The organism is Acetivibrio straminisolvens JCM 21531 (genome assembly GCF_000521465.1).
Taxonomy (GTDB): domain Bacteria; phylum Bacillota; class Clostridia; order Acetivibrionales; family Acetivibrionaceae; genus Hungateiclostridium; species Hungateiclostridium straminisolvens.
In genome coordinates, this window is sequence record NZ_BAVR01000003.1 from 15133 (window position 1) to 34383 (window position 19251).

Below are 19251 nucleotides of genomic sequence, written 5' to 3' on the forward strand. Positions count from 1 at the left end.
AGGTTGTACATTAAGTCCCTCAGATAAAAATGTACACATCCTTTGCGAAAACAACAAATTTTGCGAGCGTTAAGCTCCCTCCCTTTTTTTGGCCGGACTTCACAAAAGTGAAACGGCATCAAGATAAAAGGCCGTCTGTCTTTGGACAGTTCAGCCTTTTTTATTGGCGTTTTATCAGTTTCCTATCAAACTGTCGATTCTTCCTTGATCAAATCCCACAACAATGTTTCCGTTAATATCCACAACAGGTACACCACGCTGACCGGATTTTTGAATCATTTCCATCGCAGCATTTCTGTCGGATGCCACATTAATTTCCCTATACTCAACACCCTTTTGATCCAGATATTCCTTTACTCTTGTACACCATGGACATGTAGGTGTAGTATATACAATTACGTCCATATTATCGCCCTCCTAATTATTTGCTAAGACTACTATTTAATTATTCCACAATAACTCCTTTTAAAACACCCACTTTTTTATTAAAAGACTTAATACCGCAACACCCCTTTTATTAATCTATTTATTATTTGCTGATACTATAAATATTATATCAAAAATTTTCAAATATTTTTCATTATTATGGGTATAATACATCAGAAATAAGAAACTATATTTACTAATAAAGGAGGAAATTGCATTGAAAGTAAAAGTAGTCTTATCGACAACTCTGCTTTTTGTTTTACTTCTTGCAGGATGTACACCGCAGCAGGGCCCAGTAACACAACAGCCCAAGCCCACTCAGACATCCGAACCGGATTCGGTCAGCACAGCCTCTATTGTAGGGGATGAAGCATCTTTCGAGAAAGCTATCAGCGACAGCGGTACATGGCTTATAGCCTTGACAAAGGATTTGACTTTTGACAAAGAGCTTGTATTGGACGGTGTATACACAAACGGCAAGAAGGATGAAAACGGTCAGGAAATTATACAGCGCAAAATAGGCCTTTATGAACAGGATGAAAACCGCAACATCACCGCAAGATATACTTTAACTATTCCCAAGTTAACCATCAATAGTCCCAATGCCAGCATTCAACACGGAACCTTTAAAGGCGACCTCTACGTCTCGGCAAAAAATTTCCAACTAATAGATACCAAGGTTGAAGGAAACGTATACTTTACAAACGAAGAAGCGCAATCGACATTTAAAGCAGATGAAAAAAGCTCCATAACAGGAAAACAGGAGCTGGTGAAATAATTCTTCAAAAAAACACTCGGTCAGACTCCAATACATAAAACCCAAATGGAGCCTGACCGAGACATTAAAAAGTTAATTTGACTTATTAAGCTGTAACAATCGAATTTGCTTCTTGCAGGGACAGTTTTTCAATCGCTTGCTCACGCATTTTGTACTTTAATATTTTTCCTGCCGCATTCATAGGGAATTCCGTAACAAACTCAACGTAGCGCGGAGTCTTGTGCTTTGCCATATGAGAGCGAACATAATCCTGAAGCTCTTCCGCAGTCATTGTCTCGCCCTCTTTAAGGATTACACAGGCCATAATCTCTTCACCGTACTGTTTGTCGGGAACTCCTATAACCTGAACATCCATTACTTTCGGATGGGTGTAAATAAAGTCTTCAATTTCCTTCGGATATATATTCTCACCGCCGCGAATTATCATGTCCTTGATACGGCCGGTTATTTTGTAGTTGCCGTTTTCGTCACGTCTTGCCATATCACCGGTATGGAGCCATCCATCCTTGTCAATGGCCGCTGCCGTTGCTTCAGGCATCTTGTAATAACCTCTCATAATATTATATCCGCGGGCAACAAATTCTCCATCGGTATTGTCCGGCAATTCCTCACCGGTTTGCGGGTCTACAATCTTACATTCAATACCCGGAAGCGGACGTCCGACAGTATTCACACGTACTTCAATTGGATCATCCACACGGCTCTGGGTACAGCCCGGTGAAGCCTCGGTCTGGCCGTACACGATGGTTATCTCCTTCATATTCATTTTGTCCACTACATCCTGCATAACCTTTATAGGGCACGGACTTCCCGCCATAATACCGGTTCTCATATGTGAGAAATCAGTCTTACTAAAGTCTTCGTGTTCCATCATTGCAATAAACATCGTCGGAACACCGTTGCAGACAGTAATCTTCTCGCGGTTAATGCAGTCCAAAGACACTTTCGGTGAAAAATACGGTATCGGGCACATTGTAGCTCCGTGTGTCACCGAAGCTATCATTGAAAGCACCATTCCGAAGCAGTGGAACATCGGCACTTGAATCAGCATGCGGTCGGCAGTGGACAGATCCATGCAGTCTCCAATGCATTTTCCGTTGTTAATAACATTGTAGTGGGTAAGCATAACACCCTTCGGAAAACCTGTGGTTCCTGAAGTATACTGCATATTGCAGACATCATGCCTGTTGACTGCAAGCGCACGACGATAAACTTCCTCAATGGGCACCTTTTCCGCTAAAGCAACTGCCTCATCCCACGATAAGCAGCCCTTCTGCTTTGAGTCTATTGTAATAATATTGCGCAGGAAAGGAAGTCTCTTTATATGCAGAGGTTTACCGGCCTCTGCTGTTTCAAGCTCGGGACAAAGCTCTTTGATAATGCCGATATAGTCCGAATCCTTAAAACCGTCAGTCATAACCAGTGTGTGGGTATCCGACTGGCGAAGCAAATATTCAAGCTCATAAATTTTGTAAGCAGTGTTTACAGTAACAAGTACCGCACCAATCTTTGTTGTTGCCCAGAATGTAATAAACCATTGGGGAACGTTGGTAGCCCAGACGGCAACATGGTCACCCGGCTTCACTCCCAGCGCTATAAGGACCTTGCAAAAGTATCTACATCATCCCTAAACTGAGCATAAGTTCTTGTATAATCCGTTGTGGTATATTTGAATGCATACTGATCGGGAAACTCTTCAACAACACGGTCCAATACTTGAGAGAATGTCAAATCAATCATTTTATCCTTCTCCCAAATATATTTTCCGGTCTTCCTTGCATTATCAAACAGGCGTCCTTTTACTTCGCTTTTTTTGGTATAACGGTTCATATAGTTTGCAAAATTCGGGAAAACAACTCCGGCATCATCAAGATCCGCAGCCCATCTCTTAACCCATTCAAGAGAAACATATCCTTCATAGTTGATTGAACGAAGCGCCATCATTATGTCATCAATCGGCAAATCTCCCTCGCCCAACATGCGGTAACTGGTTTTTCCGTTTTCAACAACAGAGTCTTTAATATGTACATATTTAATGTATGCTCCAAGATTCTGCACCGTCTTTCCGGGAGTCTCACCGGCAAATCTATACGGATGGTGCACATCCCACAAAGCTGCTACTGCGTCACTTGCCACATTTTCAAGAAGCGCACACAGGCGTTTGGTATCGGAATAGACGCCGTTGGTTTCCACAAGAAGAGTTACACCCTTTTCTTCCGCTATAGGTGCAAGTTTTTTCAGTGCCTCAATGACAACATTGTCATCCACATCTCCTTTAGGCTCCGGCTCAAGATCGCCAAGAACACGAACAAAAGGTGTTCCAAGCTTGGAAGCAAGTGTAATATACTGTAAAATCTCCTCATGATTTTGTCGCATTCTCAGCAAACTTCAAACAGCACCCTGAAGAAAAGCACGGAATTTCAAGGCGAAGCTCGGAAAGCTTTTTTGCAGTCTGAGGAAGCTCCGATTCGGTAAAGGGCTGCGCTTTTACCGCAAAAATCTCATTTCCAAGTCCACGGATTTCGATACCGTCAAAACCAAAATCCTTAGCCATGGAATATATGTCCGTCCAGCTAAAGTCCGGACAACCAAGTGTTGAAAACGCAATTTTCATAACATTCCTCCTATAATCCCAGTATTAAAACTAAAAAAGCCTTCACCTCATAACATACATGTCAGAGACGAAAGCTACATCACTCCGTGGTACCACTCTTCTTGGTATAAAAATACCCACTCTGCGGCATCGAAATAGAATCCGGCGTTTCTATAAAAGCTCGGGATATCGCCCCCATCGCTTTTACCTCTTTCGTTTCATTCCAAGAAACTAAATCAATGCCTTCCCGTTGTAACGGCGAGAAACCCGTTCACACCTAATCGCCGACAGATCAAAAAACTTTTACGGCTTTCAGCTAAATGCTCAAAGGCGAGCTCGCAATCTGCCTCGTGTACTGTTTTTCAGCAACCAACAGCTCTCTAAAACACGTCCCCACAGCGCTTTTTCCTCATCAACGCATTTTCCCATTTTTGATGTTATATTATCAAATTAAATATACAATGTCAAGAATAATTATGTCGAGATTAAAGAACATCATTTTTCAAAATGGCATACTGCTTCAAGTCCCAAAATCTACCCTTTGCAAACATTCTTTGACGTAATAAACCTTCATACAACATTCCCGCTTTTTGCATTACCCTTCCCGAGGCTTCATTTTCAGGAATATGAACCGCTTCAACCTGTTTAGCCCCATTTCTTCAAAGGCAAAACGGATTATACGTTTCACTGCTTCGGTCATAATCCCCTTCCCCCAATATTCCTTTGACAAGGCATATCCGACCGTTCCGCAAAAATTTACCTTGTCAAGTTCTACAAAACCAATACTTCCGATTACTCTTCCGGTTTCCTTAAGCTCAATAGCCCACTCGCCAATCTCTCCCTTGTTATAACGTTCAAGGTTCCAATTAATAAATGCTCTGGCATCTTCAATAGACTTATGCGGCTCCCACGTCACGTATCTGGACACTTCAGGCACCTTTGCATATTCAAATATATCCCTGTCATCGGAAATCCTAAGCTTTCTTAGGATAAGCCGTTCCGTTTCCAATGAAGGATTATATAGACGAATATGGGATGTCTCGCTCATTATTTTAAGTCACTCCTTACAATCAATTTCCTTTCGCTTCAAGTATAATCCTTGCACCGTTGAGAGCAATATTAAGTATATTTTTGCAATTGTTTATCTTTGTATGATATCCCGATGTCTTTGTCGTATGCTGGCGAATAACGATTACCTCAGCTTCTTCGTCTTGCTGAAATTCTACAATAACACGCTCCAAAATAACATTTTTACTTTGGGGAATTTTATTTACAAACTCACGAAGTCCAAATCCTGTTTTTGCAGGTATAACACAATAAAAATAAGGATAATTTGCTCCCTCCACAACATTTATATTTATCTGCGCCTGAACACCATAGAAATCTGCCGGCATACCGTCAAAAGAAATATTAAAACGCGCATCTTTTGGTATGCATTTTCCTCTACTGTTCCGAGCAAGCAGCAAAGCAGGCTTAAAATGTTCTCCTTCTTTCTTAATAGCCCCGAAGTACTCTTCCATCCTTTGAATAATATCAGCTTTTATCCTTAGTTTCTTTTGTTTGAAAACCTCTCGTGTTCCGTTAAACCATATGGGCACCAAAAGAACAATCGTATCGGTCATCAAAATCTTTCCCACCTTATAATATCCCGGATTAGACATCATATTTTTTGAGATTATAAGCAAACTGAGAATGCAAAACATAAATGCAAAGATTCCCAATCCATTGGTTATATCAAAAGCATCTTTATCCCACTTTGATATTGAATCATCAAGTTTTCTAATTTCATTGATGCGCTCCATATCAACCGTCGTCCAATTTTTATCGTTTTTAAAGCCCGTAAGCTTCTTATGACTGTCAATCCCCCGAACCAGGCTCAAAATCGTCGCACAAATTAAAAAAACAGCTCCTAACCAGGCATTCATTGTAATAAATTGAATGAAAAAGCCAAAGGCTATTAGCAGTAAATATATAACTATCCTGGTGGAATAAGGCAAATTCTTTAATACATAAAACCTTAAATTATCCTGTTTTTCAGGAGACGGAAAACCCGGTATATGAATCCAGTTACTCATACTGTACTCCTTTCTTTACATAGGCCGTAAGATTTCCAAACACTATGGAGCTCTTCATATCCATGTATATTGAAATATAATGGACAGGCTCCCTGGCATACATCAAAGTGCTTGCAACCCTTGCATTCTTCAGGTGCTTCTTGCTTGTCTCTTATCCATTTAGACCGTTTTTTAGACCATACATCCTCAAAGCCTTCTTTCAGCAAATTTCCCATGGGTTCTGCCCAGCTTGAACATGGCAGTATATTGCCTTCAGGATCAACAGAAAGCAATCCTTCACAGGCACTGCATCCTTTATTGCCAAGACCCGCAGGAATAGGATTAAACAAGCATAAAGGGGTGGGAGAATACCACATAAATTTAACACCGGCCATTGAAGCTTTTTTTCGTATCTCCTCTACCATTTCGCCGATATCACTATAACGAACCGTTAATTCATCGTCATCGCCTCTGCCTGCAGGTATAACCAAATTAGCCGAAAACCTGTCCGAGCCGATTTCTTTACAAAACTCCGGATATTCCACGGCCGATTTCTGGTTTTGCTTGCAAATGGTAAAATGAGGATGAACCAAAATCCCCGCATCTTTAAGGCTTTAAATCCCGATACCGAAGCCTCATGGGAACCCGGTATCCCCGTAATGGAATCATGTTCCGATGCATTCGGAGACTCAATGCTGACCTGTGCCGACGAAAGACCGGCCTTTGCAAGTTCCTTGGCTTTTTTAGGAGTTATCAGCGTACCGTTTGTTATAAGATTAACCCTCATTCCGTTAACTTTTGAGGCATATTTAATAAGTTCCGGAAGGTTTTTATTAAGAAGCGGCTCCCCTCCCGTAAAGGACACACTGGGCACCTCCGCCTCATACCGGATAATGTCAAGAACCTTTTGAAACCCTTCCTTGTCAAGCTCCCTGCTCTTTTTTACCCCGGTACAGCCGGCATAACAAAAACGGCATTTTATATTGCAGGCATATGTGAGGGCAACCTCCGACAAAACGGGAAGCTCGATATATCCTTTGCTGAATTCAACCCTGTGCACAGCAGCTGTCCTGTAATTTTCACAGACTTCATTATTCCATACCCGCAAAAAATCTACAAAGAAACGCTCCAACTGCATTTCGGTTTCTTTTGCATCGGACGAACCTTAACAAAATCATACACCGAACCACCCTTTAAAATGTGGTCAATAATCCGTGCTCCGGTGGTATTTAGCTTAAATGCCTCATTGGGCATACGAATCAACACATTATCTTTAAGCCGGATATATACATACGGCTTTATTCGGGCTAGAAACTCATCAACCCAGGACAATTTTTTCTCGTTTTTCGTCATCTTGCACCCCCGCTTACACAAGCCGAGTGACATGCTGAATGGCAGGCTGAGTGGCACGCAGAATGACATGCCGAGTGGCATGCCGAATGGCAGGCATCATGACATGCCGAGTGGCATGCCGAATGACACGCAAAAGCACCTGTGTTTGAGTCCAAAACTGAGTCAAACGACAAATTGTCCGGATTGACCGGTACCGACCGTTCATATCTATTATAGTAATTCCTGTGTCTGTTATATGCTATACCGCTGTGGTAATAATACCAGTAAGGCCAGGTTTGAATATAGTCATCCTCAGTATATAGATTATCTTCTTCCTGCTCCGGATCTATATTTTGGCTCTTTGAAATTTCGGACATCATATCACTATAGTACTTGCGGGTAGCTTCCATATCGCAGTCCCATGTTTTTTGCTGCACATTATCCACCAATTTTTGCAATATACCCTCTATTTCCTTTTCGTCAATCTCCCCATCCCTCGCAGCTTCATACATCATTAATTCATATTCATTCAGGACCGATGACGGGTCCTCATGTTCAATGCGGCGCACCCTTAAAGGTTCTAACGAAATTTCCTCAAGAAATCCTTGGTCCACAAGTTTGGAGAGGATAATTGAAAGAATCTGGTTGTAAGGAACTCCTATTACTAATGCTATCTCAATGGCATTTAACCCTGTCGCAATAGTCCCGTCCTTTCTAAACGAAGCTATTTCAAGCTTTGGAGGCTCCCAATCATACCTTGCCCATTGAATCTGAGATAAAGTATTCTGTGCTTGGACCACAGAGCGGTACTTCTTCCCCATCACCATGTAAATTCCTGCAAAAAGGCCGATTAGAATTACCAATAGAACTATTCTGCCCTCAGCTCCATTGTCCATACGCTCCGGATACCTGTCCAAATCTTCTTCATACCAGTTATCCAGTTCTTCTTCAAACTCATCTTTTGGAGTATATACATTAGTATTTATATCGAAAATATCCTCTGTAATATACTGCTTTATTTCAAACTTTTCTTTAGGCCACAAATTCTCCTTGTGAAGCAAAACCTGTACCCTTGGAGTTCCATCCAGCACCTGAACTCTGTAATCAATAAGGTACTTCTCATTCATCCACTGCTCCGTGGCAAAGTCATGCTCAAGAAGAAAACTTTCAACTTCTTCCCTTGTGCCGGATTCATTCGGAAAAATCAAAGGATAATTTATTGTAACGGTATAATGCTCCATTGCCTCATCCCATTGGGTAGGAGCCCAATCAAACACCACTAGTCTTCGTCCGTCTTCGGCAGTGGTCTTTGCCAAATATCCGGCCCCAGCCATGTCTGCAGCAAAGCGGAATTTGTAGGTGAGATATTTTCCGCCCAACCTCTTATTGCCTGAATTTATAATGTCATAATCGCCATTGCCAAGATTAACTATATCGATAGGATAAGAGGTATTGTCATCTGTTATAACCCATGCATTTTCCGTATCAAATACAGGGCTAAGCTTGTCAAACCCCGATATGGTAAATGCCAACATGGTCTTTCCCGGCACCAGATTATAACGGACGGTGTAAGAAACAATAGCTTTGCCGTCAGGCTGCAAAATAACATCGGTTTCAACAAAACCAAGATTGGCAATACTCGATGCATCCACCCTGACATTTGCCGGCATAATTAAAGCAAGTAAAATTGAAAAAAACACTATAATTTTTCTTATCATATTAACCCCTTTTTATCTGCATAAGTATCCTATGCGTATTTTTTTACCCAGATTTTATTATCCCTTGTAAACGTATTTTAAAAAATTAAAATTTTTTACTAATATCAATTTTAACTTATTTTGCGCTGTTTGTCTCTTAAAATTTCTTATTAAAGTTTGGATTTACGGCAACTTTTTTTAGCATTAATCTGTTCTTGTCATATTGCACGTGCAACATAGTAAAATTATATTAAACTTCAGCTTTGTAATATTCCTTATACCAATCTACAAACTTCCGAAGTCCTTCTTCAATACTTGTGGACGGTTTGAAATTTATATCCCTTTCAAGATCGGAAATATCGGCATAGGTTTTAAGCACATCGCCAGGCTGCATATCCAAATACACTTTCTTCGCAACTTTGCCGAGAACCGACTCTAAAGCATTGATGAAATTCATCAAAGGAACAGGATTGTTGTTTCCAATATTATAGATTTTGTATGGTGCAAAACTGGTACTTATGCCGTCTTTAGTTTCATCCCAGTTTTTATTTGGCATCGGAATTTTATCAATCAACTTGACTATCCCGTCTACAATATCGTCAATGTAAGTAAAGTCTCTTTCCATCTTGCCATGGTTGAATACTTTAATTGGCTTACCGCTTAAAATATCTTTTGTAAATGAGAAATACGCCATATCCGGTCTTCCCCAAGGGCCGTAGACGGTAAAAAATCTTAATCCCGTTGTAGGTATGCCAAAAAGATGACTGTAGGTATGAGCCAACAATTCATTGGCTTTTTTGGTAGCTGCATAGAGAGATACAGGATGGTCTACATTATGGCCGGTAGAAAAGGGCGAAACCTTGTTTCCGCCATATACCGAACTTGACGAAGCATAGATAAGATGCTTCACGGGATACCTTCGGCAAGCCTCCAGAATATTTACAAATCCGACTAGATTTGAATCTACATATGCATAGGGATTCTCAATAGAATAACGCACCCCTGCTTGTGCCGCAAGATTGATAACATAGGTTGGCCTATAGGTTTCAAAGATATGGTCCACTGCCTTTTTCTCTTTTATGTCAACTTTGTGGAATGCAAAGTTGTTATTTTCATTTAACAATTTTAGACGGTCTTTTTTCAATTGAATATCATAATATTCGTTTAAATTATCTATACCTACGACATCACAACCATCTTTCAGCAAACGCTGTACTAAATGAAAACCGATAAAGCCTGCTGCTCCGGTGACTAATATTACTCCTTCCATTAGTCTATCCCCTTTACATAGAAAGTTCATATTATGCAGTTAAGACATGCTTGGTGCTTTTCTGCGTCTTAGTTACATAATATTAATATGCAAAGGGTTTATTATCGGTTACCGATTATCTAGTCCATACTCTCGCAAATCATGTATGGATCAGTATTCTTGAGTCTTGGCCTGTGCCGCCTAAGAATTATTGTTATCCTATTATTGTCATCATTAAATATTTTTAATAAACAGTATTTCAAGAGCTTCATTTTCAAGCAATAAACATCCGGCATCCTTATAACCCAGTTTTCTATAAAAAAACTGTGCCTGTTCATTTGACAATGATGATGTCATAACCCTTGTATATCCCTTTTCCTTCATAGCCTTTTCCCAAAACGAAACAGCTTTTGAGCCCAAGCCTTTTTGTCTGTGGTTTTCATCAAAATACAACATGTTCATAAATGGTGTGTTGTCCCAAAAATAATTGTATCTCAGCCATCCTACTATACTTCATCAACACGAATTGCAATTATCTCTTTATCTTTAATCTTTTTTTCAAGCATTTCTTCACTTATATATTTGTCATTTTTCAGTAGATACTCTATATCTGCAAATTCAGCATAGTCTATGGATATTCTCATAAAACTACCTCGAAGTCAATCCTTGGATTCTGTTGTCTCATTAATCCCTTGTCTACCTCTTTTTATTTAATCATCTAGTAGAGTTTAAGAATCTTTTTATATCAATCTAACATTAAAATTTATAACCGCAATTCGTACATTCTTTATCATTTACATTGCGTTTGCTAAAACAAATTGGGCATTCATCCTCATTTGCTTTTGAAGTTTCATAATCTATGTGCAAATCATGTATATCATTTTTCTTTTCAACATAATGCTCTTCAACATAATCTCTTCCGTCATCAATAAACCAAAGAATATAGCCACATTTATTACATATATAGTTTATTGCACTTTCATTTAACCAATCAAGTTTCAGAAAGGTCATACCTCTAGTATTAAGCAAAGTATTTCTTTTGCTAAATTTTTTACCTTTGCAAATCGGACACACCACTTCATAGCCGTTTAATTTTAACATTGATTCGTCCCTCCCTATACCAATATTACGTTAATATATATTTTATAATTTAAAGATAATTTTGCAATATCATGTTTTTCTCTATGCCTTTTGTACCATATATATTATCCTTGAAAATTAAAAAAGCACAAATACCAAGCCATTATTAATCTATACAACCTGTCCACTCTTATGAACTTATATACTTTGCCATAGATTTAAATATAAATTTTCTATTAACCCACAACAAGAATAAAGAAACGGCAATCGTCAAAACATTGCCTATTGTAAAAAGCCAGGGATGTTTATACCACTTGTAGAAAAAGTTAATAACATTAGACCAATGCCATGGAAACAGCTTAATATTATTCATTCTAAGCACTCGAAAAAGTCCCTTGTCTACAAGGTCAGGCAATGCCCCTCCTAAAAAACAGAAAAAAACCGGAATTCGAAATTCTCTTTTTACAAATATTATTACTAAGAAAAATAAAGCAAATGAAACAAACACATCAATCATCGTAGTAATAGGATAGTCATGGGGAACCAAATCCATAACCCCATGAATAACTATGTTACTTATAAAACCTAATCCCAGGTATTTTAAAGTGTTATCAGTTCTAACTGTCTTTTTGGAAATTACCGGAGAGGTTGAAACGCTAAACACCGTATGAAAAAGCAAATTCATTTTTTGCCCCCTTAATTTAAATTCGTTATTGTGCATGTCTGTAAGCGTAAAACCGGCCCGCACATAGTATTCCTAATTTTAAACGGTACAATCATAAAAAAACCGGTTATAAAAGTTGGCCCATGTCGCAAACTTCGTGGAATTTGAGAGTGGCAGTCCAGACAATGGTTTCGGTAAGCTATTGTTTGGAAAAAACAATCATATAAAGCAGCCATCTCAATGGAATTATATCATGTTAATACGAAAAATGGAAATAAAAATGAATTATCAAAGGATCAGATTAAAATTAATAAAGCCCATACGTTGGCAAAAAAAGGTCTTCTTGCATTATCAATAGTCGTTGGGATACAGGTCATGAAAGCAATGTTGGATAAAGAAGCGGAAGAAAGAGCATGGCTTAAAGGAAAACACAACAAGGACAGAACTGTATACCACCATGGTTGTTTATGTACTTTTTAAGTAATTTTGGTATTTGTGCATAAGCATCCTCCGGATCTAATTTTACACATGAGATTGGTGCTCCAGTGGAATCCAGTTTATTTTTACCCAATGGTGAGTCAACAATTAATTCTTGTACATTTTTTCAGACATGACATGCGCACCTATAATTTAATGAACTTTGCTAAAATAACAATATTCATTTCAGTCAGATTTTATGCGCACCATTCATTAATATTGAGAGCAAAACTTTAGATTTCTAAGGAGGTCTATAATCTAAAAATTCAAATCGAATGATTTATAAGGTAGCGACACCCCAAAATCTATTGAATTATTTCAAATGTGATGTATCTGCTTCCAATATAATCTCTACCTTGTTGTCTGTTGCCTCAACTATAGTTAAGCAAGTATCTTTCATAAATGGCGGATTCCAAAAGTCCTTAATTGGTAATTTTTTATTATCATGTATATAGCTTTTAATACAACTGCATGCGTCACGATTAAGATATTATCTCCGCCGGCTTTTATTATCTCATCCCAAGCATTTCTTACCCTGACCAATAACTCTTGAAAACTTTCACCATCTTCTTGCGGTTTATATAGATGAGGTCTCTCCCAAAAGTTAGTATACTGTTCAAAGTATAACTCTTTAATTTTGTTAAGTTCCATACCTTCCCAAATACCAAATCCCATTTCCTTCAAAGATTCCACCAAGACAACTTTCGCGTTGATTTTTTCATTTATGTACTTTGCAGTATCAATTGCCCTACCTAAAGGACTGGAATATATAACATCAAATTTTATATCCTTTAGCCTTTCTCCTAGTCTTTTGGCATTTTCTATACCCTTATCTGTTAAGTTGGAATTCTTCCATCCTTGCATTAATCCCTCATTATTCCATTGTGTTTCACCATGTCTAGTAATATATATTTTCATATGTACCTCACCAATATTTTTCAACATAATATTAGCAACCAGTCAGACGATGTACCAATTTTTTAATAAAAAAACTCATCTGAGCTTTTTTCTACAATAAAAATTTGATCTATTACATCATCAATCCCGTTTTCTTTTCTAAAACCATACTCGCGACCCAACATAATCATTGTATTTAAGTCTATTTTTTGTCTCTTTATTTTCAATCCCTTTGATTCTAAATATTTATCTAAATCAACAATCTTTTCCCAGAATTCTTTACTCTCATTTAACTCAATTGTCTTACCGTCATTTGTGTAGATTGTATAATATAGAACTATCCTATTTTTTCTTCTTATCCTCTCAATAAATGCCGATACAGAAATATTGTTGATATCCTCCAATTTATAATTAACTTGTTTACGAAATACATTATCCCTACTGATGATACTTTCCCTGGTTACTATACTGTAACTGAAGAATTCATAGGTTAGTAAACATATGGACATAACTGTAAAAAGTATTAATACTGATAAAAATTTTACTTCTTTATTTACGCCGATTAACATAAGTATATACCTACCATAATAAATTCTATAAATGATTAGAAAAGTGAAAATAGTTGCAATTATAAAGAAAATCATACCGGAATTCTGGGTACCAATGAACAGCATGGAATCAGCTTGGTTGAAAATAATAACTTGCATTTTATTATACAATAAGTATAGGATGAACGTTGATATTGCTATACATAAAATAATTAAAATCATTCTAATGGCAATGGCAAGCCTTTCCTTATTACTCATTAATGACCTCAATCTCTTTCATACTTTTTTATAATCATACCAAAAAAACCACTCTATACCAATTACCTAAATAATTGGGACCAATTACCAAATCACCTTGATATGGCGGTTGATTTCTATATGTATTTATAGTTATAAGCTTTGTTCCAACTTCTAATTTTAAATGTCCATTTCATTCAAACATTTCTTTTCGTGTCTTACTCTCTTTTCTCAACTTATAGATAACATTCCCTACGATTAGCAAAAGCCATGCAGCAAATCCTACTTTGAATCCAGCCCTCGATATGCTTTCATACTCCAGATCAAATAGTAAATCAAGTATTTTCATCACAGCTGTTCCTAACAACGTTAAAACGATAAGCAAAACTATTGCCAACACAATATTTTTTATTTTCATAATGTTTACCTCCCCTTATAATTTCCTATCATCATCAAAGTTTAGTGAAAAAATATTCTATTAATGTACCCCTAAACTTTCCTACCTCTTACTACAAATCTATCTATCGTAAAAATAAAATTTTACTTAAAATTACAGGATGTTAAATCGTTGAGTTTTTTTACTTCAACATTATCAAGAAAAAACACAAGTAAATTTTGGCCTTGTGAACAAGTATAAAATCTTTTTTGGCTACCGGACTTAATTATCAGGTCATTTATTTTATCAACCAGCCCGATATCAAACCAATCATCATCAACTTTTATGTCCCATTTATATTCAATTCCTTGAAAATCAAATGAAACCCACGCTTTGCCCGAATCAAAATCAACAAAGTCTTTGATATTGTCTATATTAAATACACCTTTGGAAAGTCCTCTAAATTTCTCTAATATATCAACATATGCGCCATTATCCTCAATACATTCGGTATCTAACAGAAATATATCATTGCAATTCTGTTTCCAAGTTCCATCAGGTTCCTCGCGTTCAGCTCCATATACATGTAAAATACATCCGTAAGGATCAGATTCGAAATCGGACCTATCAAACTCACTTAAGAGAAAATCTATGCCCAGTCCGTCATTTAAGGAAAATCCAATCTCTTTTAGTTTGTCAATTTGAATCTCTAAAGGAACATCTTTTTGAGTATTGTTAGCGTTCTTTATTTCTCGTTTATTTGAAAATAGTTTATTAAAAAACGGTAACACATTAGCAACTCCTTTAAAACTATATAGCTAGAGCTTTAAGCATACTTCTGTCCATCAATTATTGCAGATATCAGAAAACTGTACTCATCCCCTAAAGGTAAGTTAAAATCTACTTTTATATCTCTTCTAGTAGCTTCAACTTCTTTTTCTCAATAGGATTATATCCTTTTATGACAAAATCCTTCCAATACAGTCCCACTCCTCTTCTTTGCCATAAAGGTAAATCATTGTAATTAATACCCTCATTAGATAGAAATTCATTTTTATCAGATACTGTTTTATTAGACAAATAATTTGTAGCATCAATAGCTGAAAAACCTTTTCTTCTTAAAGCCCAATAACAATGAGCATTTAAAGAATTCCTATGTGCATCGGCCTGCCTCCATCGGAAGTAATCAATTACAACTTCTATATTAGGCAGCTCAGATACCCTGCAGTCAAAGCATCCAATGTCTCCCAGTAAACTCGTAAATTTTGCACTTGCTTCTCCGGCAAGTATTGAATTTATTTTTCTTACCTTTCTTCCAAATGTATTTTCTTCAGGATGAAATAACAGTGAAATTTCATCGCTCTGTGTATAGCCATATATAATTCTAAATCCACATTTCATCAAATGTTTTGCTGTTTCTATCATATAATCTGTAAACTTAATATCAAAAGGAGCTTCAAATTTATGAACTTCTTTGGTAAGTTTCGTAAAATTTCTTCCGTCTATTCTAGCCACAATATGCATGCCCGGTAAAACACAATAATCTCTTGCAGTTTCATATACTCTCATTTTTTCATCCAGTTCGCTAAATCTCATTATTCCACTCCTCTACAACAAAAGCATTATTATCAAGCCTTACATAATAAAGTTTATCAAATCCTTCTTCAAAAGAGGGTAATTGGAGCTTATTATAGGTATTTAATATTCCCAATAACGGTATTTTCTCGTTGCCGTTTCTTAATTCATTTCGTTTTATAGAATCCTTTACACCAGATTTAAAATAATAGCCTACTACATCAAATTTAGCTTCTTTAAGCTTTTCAATGTATTTTTTTATCATCTTATAAAAACTACTTTTCCCTGACGCTTGAAGACCAATAAAAATTACTCCTTCCACTCCATATCCTTCTACTGTCCGAACATAACAATCAATTCCCCGGCACTTTACACATTTATATAAACTATATTCTTTTCCATTTTATAGCTTTCACTATATTACTATTCTACCATAACGTGCCGTAAGAAGAAATAAAATTTATTATTAATAATTTGATATCTATAGAATTTTATTCTGATAAGAGATTTTGATAAGACAACGAATAGCCATGCATCAGGTTGCTCTTAGAAGATGTGTCTAAATTCGTTTTTAATTATACCGTAAACCAATGCATCCGAATATGTACCGTCATGCCGCAAATAATGTCCTCGTAACTTTCCTTCATAGGTCATATTGCATTTTTGCATTACTCTTCCCGAAGCAGGATTTTCAACATCATGCTTTGCAGTAATTCTGTGCATGCCTACCTCATTAAAAAGAAAATTCATAACGGCCAACATAGCTTCGGTAGCAATTCCTTTATTCCAATAGTCATATCCAATACAATACCCCAACTCACAGTTACAATTTTTTTCGTCTATTGATATTGTAGATATGCTTCCTATTACTTCTCTATTCATTTCTATCGCCCAATGATATACATCTTTACACTCATATTTGCCAATCATATCTGACAAAAAGGCTTCAACTTCTTCAATGCTTTTATACGGTTTCCAGGAAAGAAATCTCGCAACCCTTTCATCCGCAGCATAGTTTTTATACATAGACGCCGCATCCAAAAGAGTATACTTTCTTAGCTTCAATCTTTTTGTATCGATCTCCTTCGTGCCTTTATGTGCAAGCATACTAGCCTCCTTATGGTAGACAAATCAATAATCGTTTTTCTCAAACTATTATTACGCTTTTGTTCTATATTTGCTTGCGTGCCTGTTCCCTAAACACCTTATAACCCAGAGCTTCCCAACTCTTTCTTGCAATATTGTTTTGCGATAGAAAGTTCAATTCAGCATATTTTAGACCTTTAGCTTTAAAGAACTTCACAATTTCACTTTCGAGTTTCTTCACTACACCTTTTTGCCTATATTCGGGGAGAACATAAGCTCCAGATATATAGCCGACTTTACGAATGCTTGAAATAGGCAAATGACACTTGACTATCTCTCCTGCAATAAAGCCAATAATTCTACCGATATCTTCAGCTACAATTACTTTTCGTTCTTCACTATCAATAAATTCTTCAAGATATTTACCTGCGTTATCGATTGTCAATTCTCCAAAATCCCAGTACTCGTCTTTCGTCTCTCTTTGAATATAATAATCAAGCTCATTATGTAAATGCGCAACTTGCTTGATATCATAAATTTTCATTTCTGTAAATTCCAAGTATTATCACTACTTTCATAACCGAAAATATGTATTACGTCTGCATTGTTCGGCCGGAGCAATGAATCATTCAGGCATTTTTCTTTAGAATCTTTTCCTATAAGCTTTTTAAAAACACGCTTCTTTCAAGTCCAAACTCGTCTATAAGACTTTCAACAAATTCCCAACCAAGTTTTTTATAATACTAAGAAGCATGTTCCCCTCATTGTAAGAAAAGCTCTTGGCTCGCCTCACCTATGCATTTCCATTTTAATCTGTAGTATTTATGAACATTCTAAAATCATCCATACATTTTCAAACCTTCTATTCAAAAGATCGTCATTCTTTATCCAAAAATACAATCTTCCAACATCTCCCCACATCATATTGCAATTCGGATCCGAATCAATTTGCAAAAGCAACCGCCATTCTCTCACTCCTTTTTTAAGCTCCTTTGCCCGTGGGTCTAAATATCCTGAGGAATTTCCACAATATAAACCATTAGAAACCAATTGTACCTCAAGTTGCATATCTCCTTGAATTTGATCAGGGTGACCAAGCAACTTGTTAATAACGGAGTCTTGTTGCAATTCATCGCAAAAATCAAAATATGCATCGGACTCTTTATCACTGAGCATAATTTCGTCTATGTATTTTGATTCACATGCCGGCAAAGACAATTCACTCTTTAATTCTAAACGACAGGCAGTAAAAATACCTTCTTTAGGCATATTTTCAGGCAAACTGACCCTCTTTAGTTCGCTTTTGTCTCCATCGAAATATATAACCCTCCAACTGCCTTTGTCCTTTGGGTCAAACCCCCATGTTTCTTGTTGGGAATCATAAAAGAAATATAATATACCTGTACTCGGCAACACCTTTTCAGTATCATAACTTGCAACTTCCTCCAAATTAATTTGAGCTAAAAAAGACAAAGGTCTTGCCCCCCATTCAGGCCATTCAACTTGACGGATTTTCTAAAAATTTTTGTTGTTCTTTTGCTTTTTTATCAGCTTCAATAAACACACCACTGTTTATAAACTCTTGAATAATTTTTGCCGGAATATCTCCTTCCTTAGCTGACAACAAATTCAACGTCTTATAATCCGTGTTGTCAGCCTGATATGCTCCCTCTGCAATTCCATAGTTACCATTATGCTCATTCAAAGATAATACCCAAATCTCTCCGGGTTTAAGAGGCGGAACTTTCGAATATTCCGTGTCGGTAAGTTTAAATACATCGCTTGATATGCTTCCCATCAAAACTTTTTCCACCTTTATTGAGGAGAATTCTTCATTTACGCTTTCCACTATTCCAATGACTAAAGCAGATTGCCCACCGCTCATAAGCATCTGATATGCTTCACCGGCAAAAACAGATGTACTCAATATAACAGCTAATATAAACAAGGCAGAAATGATTACCAACCTTTTCACATAACTCCCACCTTTTTAGAAGAAATAACTCACCTTTACACAGCGCAAAATATCTTATTATATATCTAAAAAACATATACAGTTAATTATTTCAATTTAATTAAATTACCGCTAAATATATACTTATTGTATCAAATTCTTATCGTGATAAACAAGATTTACTTCAATCTGAATCCAGCAAATCAATTTTCCAGAAATTCGTTGCAT

21 protein-coding genes and 3 pseudogenes are annotated in these 19251 nt (G+C 36.9%); 2 read left to right on the top strand and 22 right to left on the bottom strand.

Going from position 1 to position 19251, the window contains the following annotated elements; genetic code table 11:
• Window positions 1-174: 174 nt before the first annotated feature.
• Window positions 175-405: a glutaredoxin family protein gene (locus JCM21531_RS01040; protein ID WP_038286757.1), complete on the bottom strand. Its 231-nt coding sequence runs from the start codon at window positions 403-405 to the stop codon at window positions 175-177.
• A gap of 238 nt (window positions 406-643) precedes the next feature.
• Here JCM21531_RS01040 and JCM21531_RS01045 point away from each other — a divergent pair, with 238 nt between their 5' ends.
• On the top strand, window positions 644-1204 hold the full coding sequence (locus tag JCM21531_RS01045; RefSeq protein ID WP_038286759.1) for a hypothetical protein: 561 nt from the start codon (window positions 644-646) through the stop codon (window positions 1202-1204).
• Between the two features lie 85 nt (window positions 1205-1289).
• Here JCM21531_RS01045 and JCM21531_RS01050 read toward each other — a convergent pair.
• The 11 genes and pseudogenes from JCM21531_RS01050 to JCM21531_RS01090 all read right to left on the bottom strand — a co-directional run bounded on the left by JCM21531_RS01050 (window position 1290) and on the right by JCM21531_RS01090 (window position 11894).
• Window positions 1290-3818 (bottom strand): annotated as a pseudogene (locus tag JCM21531_RS01050) (AMP-binding protein).
• A 464-nt stretch (window positions 3819-4282) separates the two neighbouring features.
• Window positions 4283-4845 (bottom strand): annotated as a pseudogene (locus JCM21531_RS01055) (GNAT family N-acetyltransferase).
• 22 nt (window positions 4846-4867) lie between these two features.
• On the bottom strand, window positions 4868-5872 hold the full coding sequence (locus JCM21531_RS01060) for a hypothetical protein (protein ID WP_038286761.1): 1005 nt from the start codon (window positions 5870-5872) through the stop codon (window positions 4868-4870).
• Window positions 5869-6342 carry an SPASM domain-containing protein gene (locus JCM21531_RS19885; protein WP_243467009.1) on the bottom strand — a complete coding sequence of 158 codons (474 nt, stop codon included), beginning with the start codon at window positions 6340-6342 and terminating at the stop codon, window positions 5869-5871. Before JCM21531_RS19885 ends, JCM21531_RS01060 begins: the two co-directional genes overlap by 4 nt.
• Window positions 6303-6989, bottom strand: a complete 687-nt coding sequence (locus JCM21531_RS19890) for a radical SAM protein (RefSeq protein ID WP_243467010.1) — start codon at window positions 6987-6989, stop codon at window positions 6303-6305. The genes JCM21531_RS19885 and JCM21531_RS19890 overlap by 40 nt, the downstream gene beginning before the upstream one ends.
• Complete coding sequence (locus JCM21531_RS19895) at window positions 6965-7204, bottom strand: hypothetical protein (RefSeq protein WP_243467011.1); 240 nt, start codon at window positions 7202-7204, stop codon at window positions 6965-6967. Before JCM21531_RS19895 ends, JCM21531_RS19890 begins: the two co-directional genes overlap by 25 nt.
• Complete coding sequence (locus JCM21531_RS01070; RefSeq protein WP_038286763.1) at window positions 7201-8901, bottom strand: hypothetical protein; 1701 nt, start codon at window positions 8899-8901, stop codon at window positions 7201-7203. Before JCM21531_RS01070 ends, JCM21531_RS19895 begins: the two co-directional genes overlap by 4 nt.
• Before the next feature lie 229 nt (window positions 8902-9130).
• On the bottom strand, window positions 9131-10150 hold the full coding sequence (locus JCM21531_RS01075; RefSeq protein WP_038286766.1) for an NAD-dependent epimerase: 1020 nt from the start codon (window positions 10148-10150) through the stop codon (window positions 9131-9133).
• Window positions 10151-10363: 213 nt separating this feature from the next.
• Window positions 10364-10767 (bottom strand): annotated as a pseudogene (locus JCM21531_RS24970) (GNAT family N-acetyltransferase).
• Between the two features lie 118 nt (window positions 10768-10885).
• Complete coding sequence (locus JCM21531_RS01085; RefSeq protein WP_038286768.1) at window positions 10886-11230, bottom strand: hypothetical protein; 345 nt, start codon at window positions 11228-11230, stop codon at window positions 10886-10888.
• A 169-nt stretch (window positions 11231-11399) separates the two neighbouring features.
• Window positions 11400-11894: a hypothetical protein gene (locus tag JCM21531_RS01090; protein WP_038286769.1), complete on the bottom strand. Its 495-nt coding sequence runs from the start codon at window positions 11892-11894 to the stop codon at window positions 11400-11402.
• Window positions 11895-12113: 219 nt separating this feature from the next.
• On the opposite strand from JCM21531_RS01090, the gene JCM21531_RS18170 reads away from it, so the two are divergent.
• Complete coding sequence (locus JCM21531_RS18170) at window positions 12114-12353, top strand: hypothetical protein (RefSeq protein ID WP_094184704.1); 240 nt, start codon at window positions 12114-12116, stop codon at window positions 12351-12353.
• Between the two features lie 393 nt (window positions 12354-12746).
• Here JCM21531_RS18170 and JCM21531_RS01100 read toward each other — a convergent pair whose 3' ends face one another.
• The 10 genes from JCM21531_RS01100 to JCM21531_RS01145 all read right to left on the bottom strand — a co-directional run bounded on the left by JCM21531_RS01100 (window position 12747) and on the right by JCM21531_RS01145 (window position 19044).
• Window positions 12747-13295 (bottom strand): histidine phosphatase family protein, encoded by a 549-nt coding sequence (locus JCM21531_RS01100; protein ID WP_243467014.1) that lies wholly within the window; start codon window positions 13293-13295, stop codon window positions 12747-12749.
• Between the two features lie 35 nt (window positions 13296-13330).
• Window positions 13331-14053: a hypothetical protein gene (locus JCM21531_RS01105; RefSeq protein ID WP_038286772.1), complete on the bottom strand. Its 723-nt coding sequence runs from the start codon at window positions 14051-14053 to the stop codon at window positions 13331-13333.
• 172 nt (window positions 14054-14225) lie between these two features.
• Entirely contained in the window at window positions 14226-14450 is a 225-nt protein-coding gene (locus JCM21531_RS01110; RefSeq protein ID WP_038286775.1) for a hypothetical protein, read from the bottom strand.
• Window positions 14451-14572: 122 nt separating this feature from the next.
• Window positions 14573-15199 (bottom strand): hypothetical protein, encoded by a 627-nt coding sequence (locus JCM21531_RS01115; RefSeq protein WP_038286778.1) that lies wholly within the window; start codon window positions 15197-15199, stop codon window positions 14573-14575.
• A gap of 115 nt (window positions 15200-15314) precedes the next feature.
• Window positions 15315-16004: a tRNA(His) guanylyltransferase Thg1 family protein gene (locus tag JCM21531_RS01120; RefSeq protein WP_243467015.1), complete on the bottom strand. Its 690-nt coding sequence runs from the start codon at window positions 16002-16004 to the stop codon at window positions 15315-15317.
• The gene (locus JCM21531_RS01125) at window positions 15994-16305 is read right to left on the bottom strand and encodes a hypothetical protein (RefSeq protein ID WP_054846955.1); all 312 of its coding nucleotides are present in this window, start codon (window positions 16303-16305) and stop codon (window positions 15994-15996) included. The genes JCM21531_RS01120 and JCM21531_RS01125 overlap by 11 nt, the downstream gene beginning before the upstream one ends.
• Window positions 16306-16529: 224 nt before the next feature.
• Window positions 16530-17090 (bottom strand): GNAT family N-acetyltransferase, encoded by a 561-nt coding sequence (locus tag JCM21531_RS01130; protein ID WP_038286780.1) that lies wholly within the window; start codon window positions 17088-17090, stop codon window positions 16530-16532.
• A gap of 64 nt (window positions 17091-17154) precedes the next feature.
• Entirely contained in the window at window positions 17155-17613 is a 459-nt protein-coding gene (locus JCM21531_RS01135) for a GNAT family N-acetyltransferase (protein ID WP_038286782.1), read from the bottom strand.
• A gap of 278 nt (window positions 17614-17891) precedes the next feature.
• Window positions 17892-18542, bottom strand: a complete 651-nt coding sequence (locus tag JCM21531_RS01140; protein WP_054846956.1) for a YwqG family protein — start codon at window positions 18540-18542, stop codon at window positions 17892-17894.
• 25 nt (window positions 18543-18567) lie between these two features.
• Complete coding sequence (locus JCM21531_RS01145; protein WP_243467016.1) at window positions 18568-19044, bottom strand: hypothetical protein; 477 nt, start codon at window positions 19042-19044, stop codon at window positions 18568-18570.
• Between the last annotated feature and the right edge of the window lie 207 nt (window positions 19045-19251).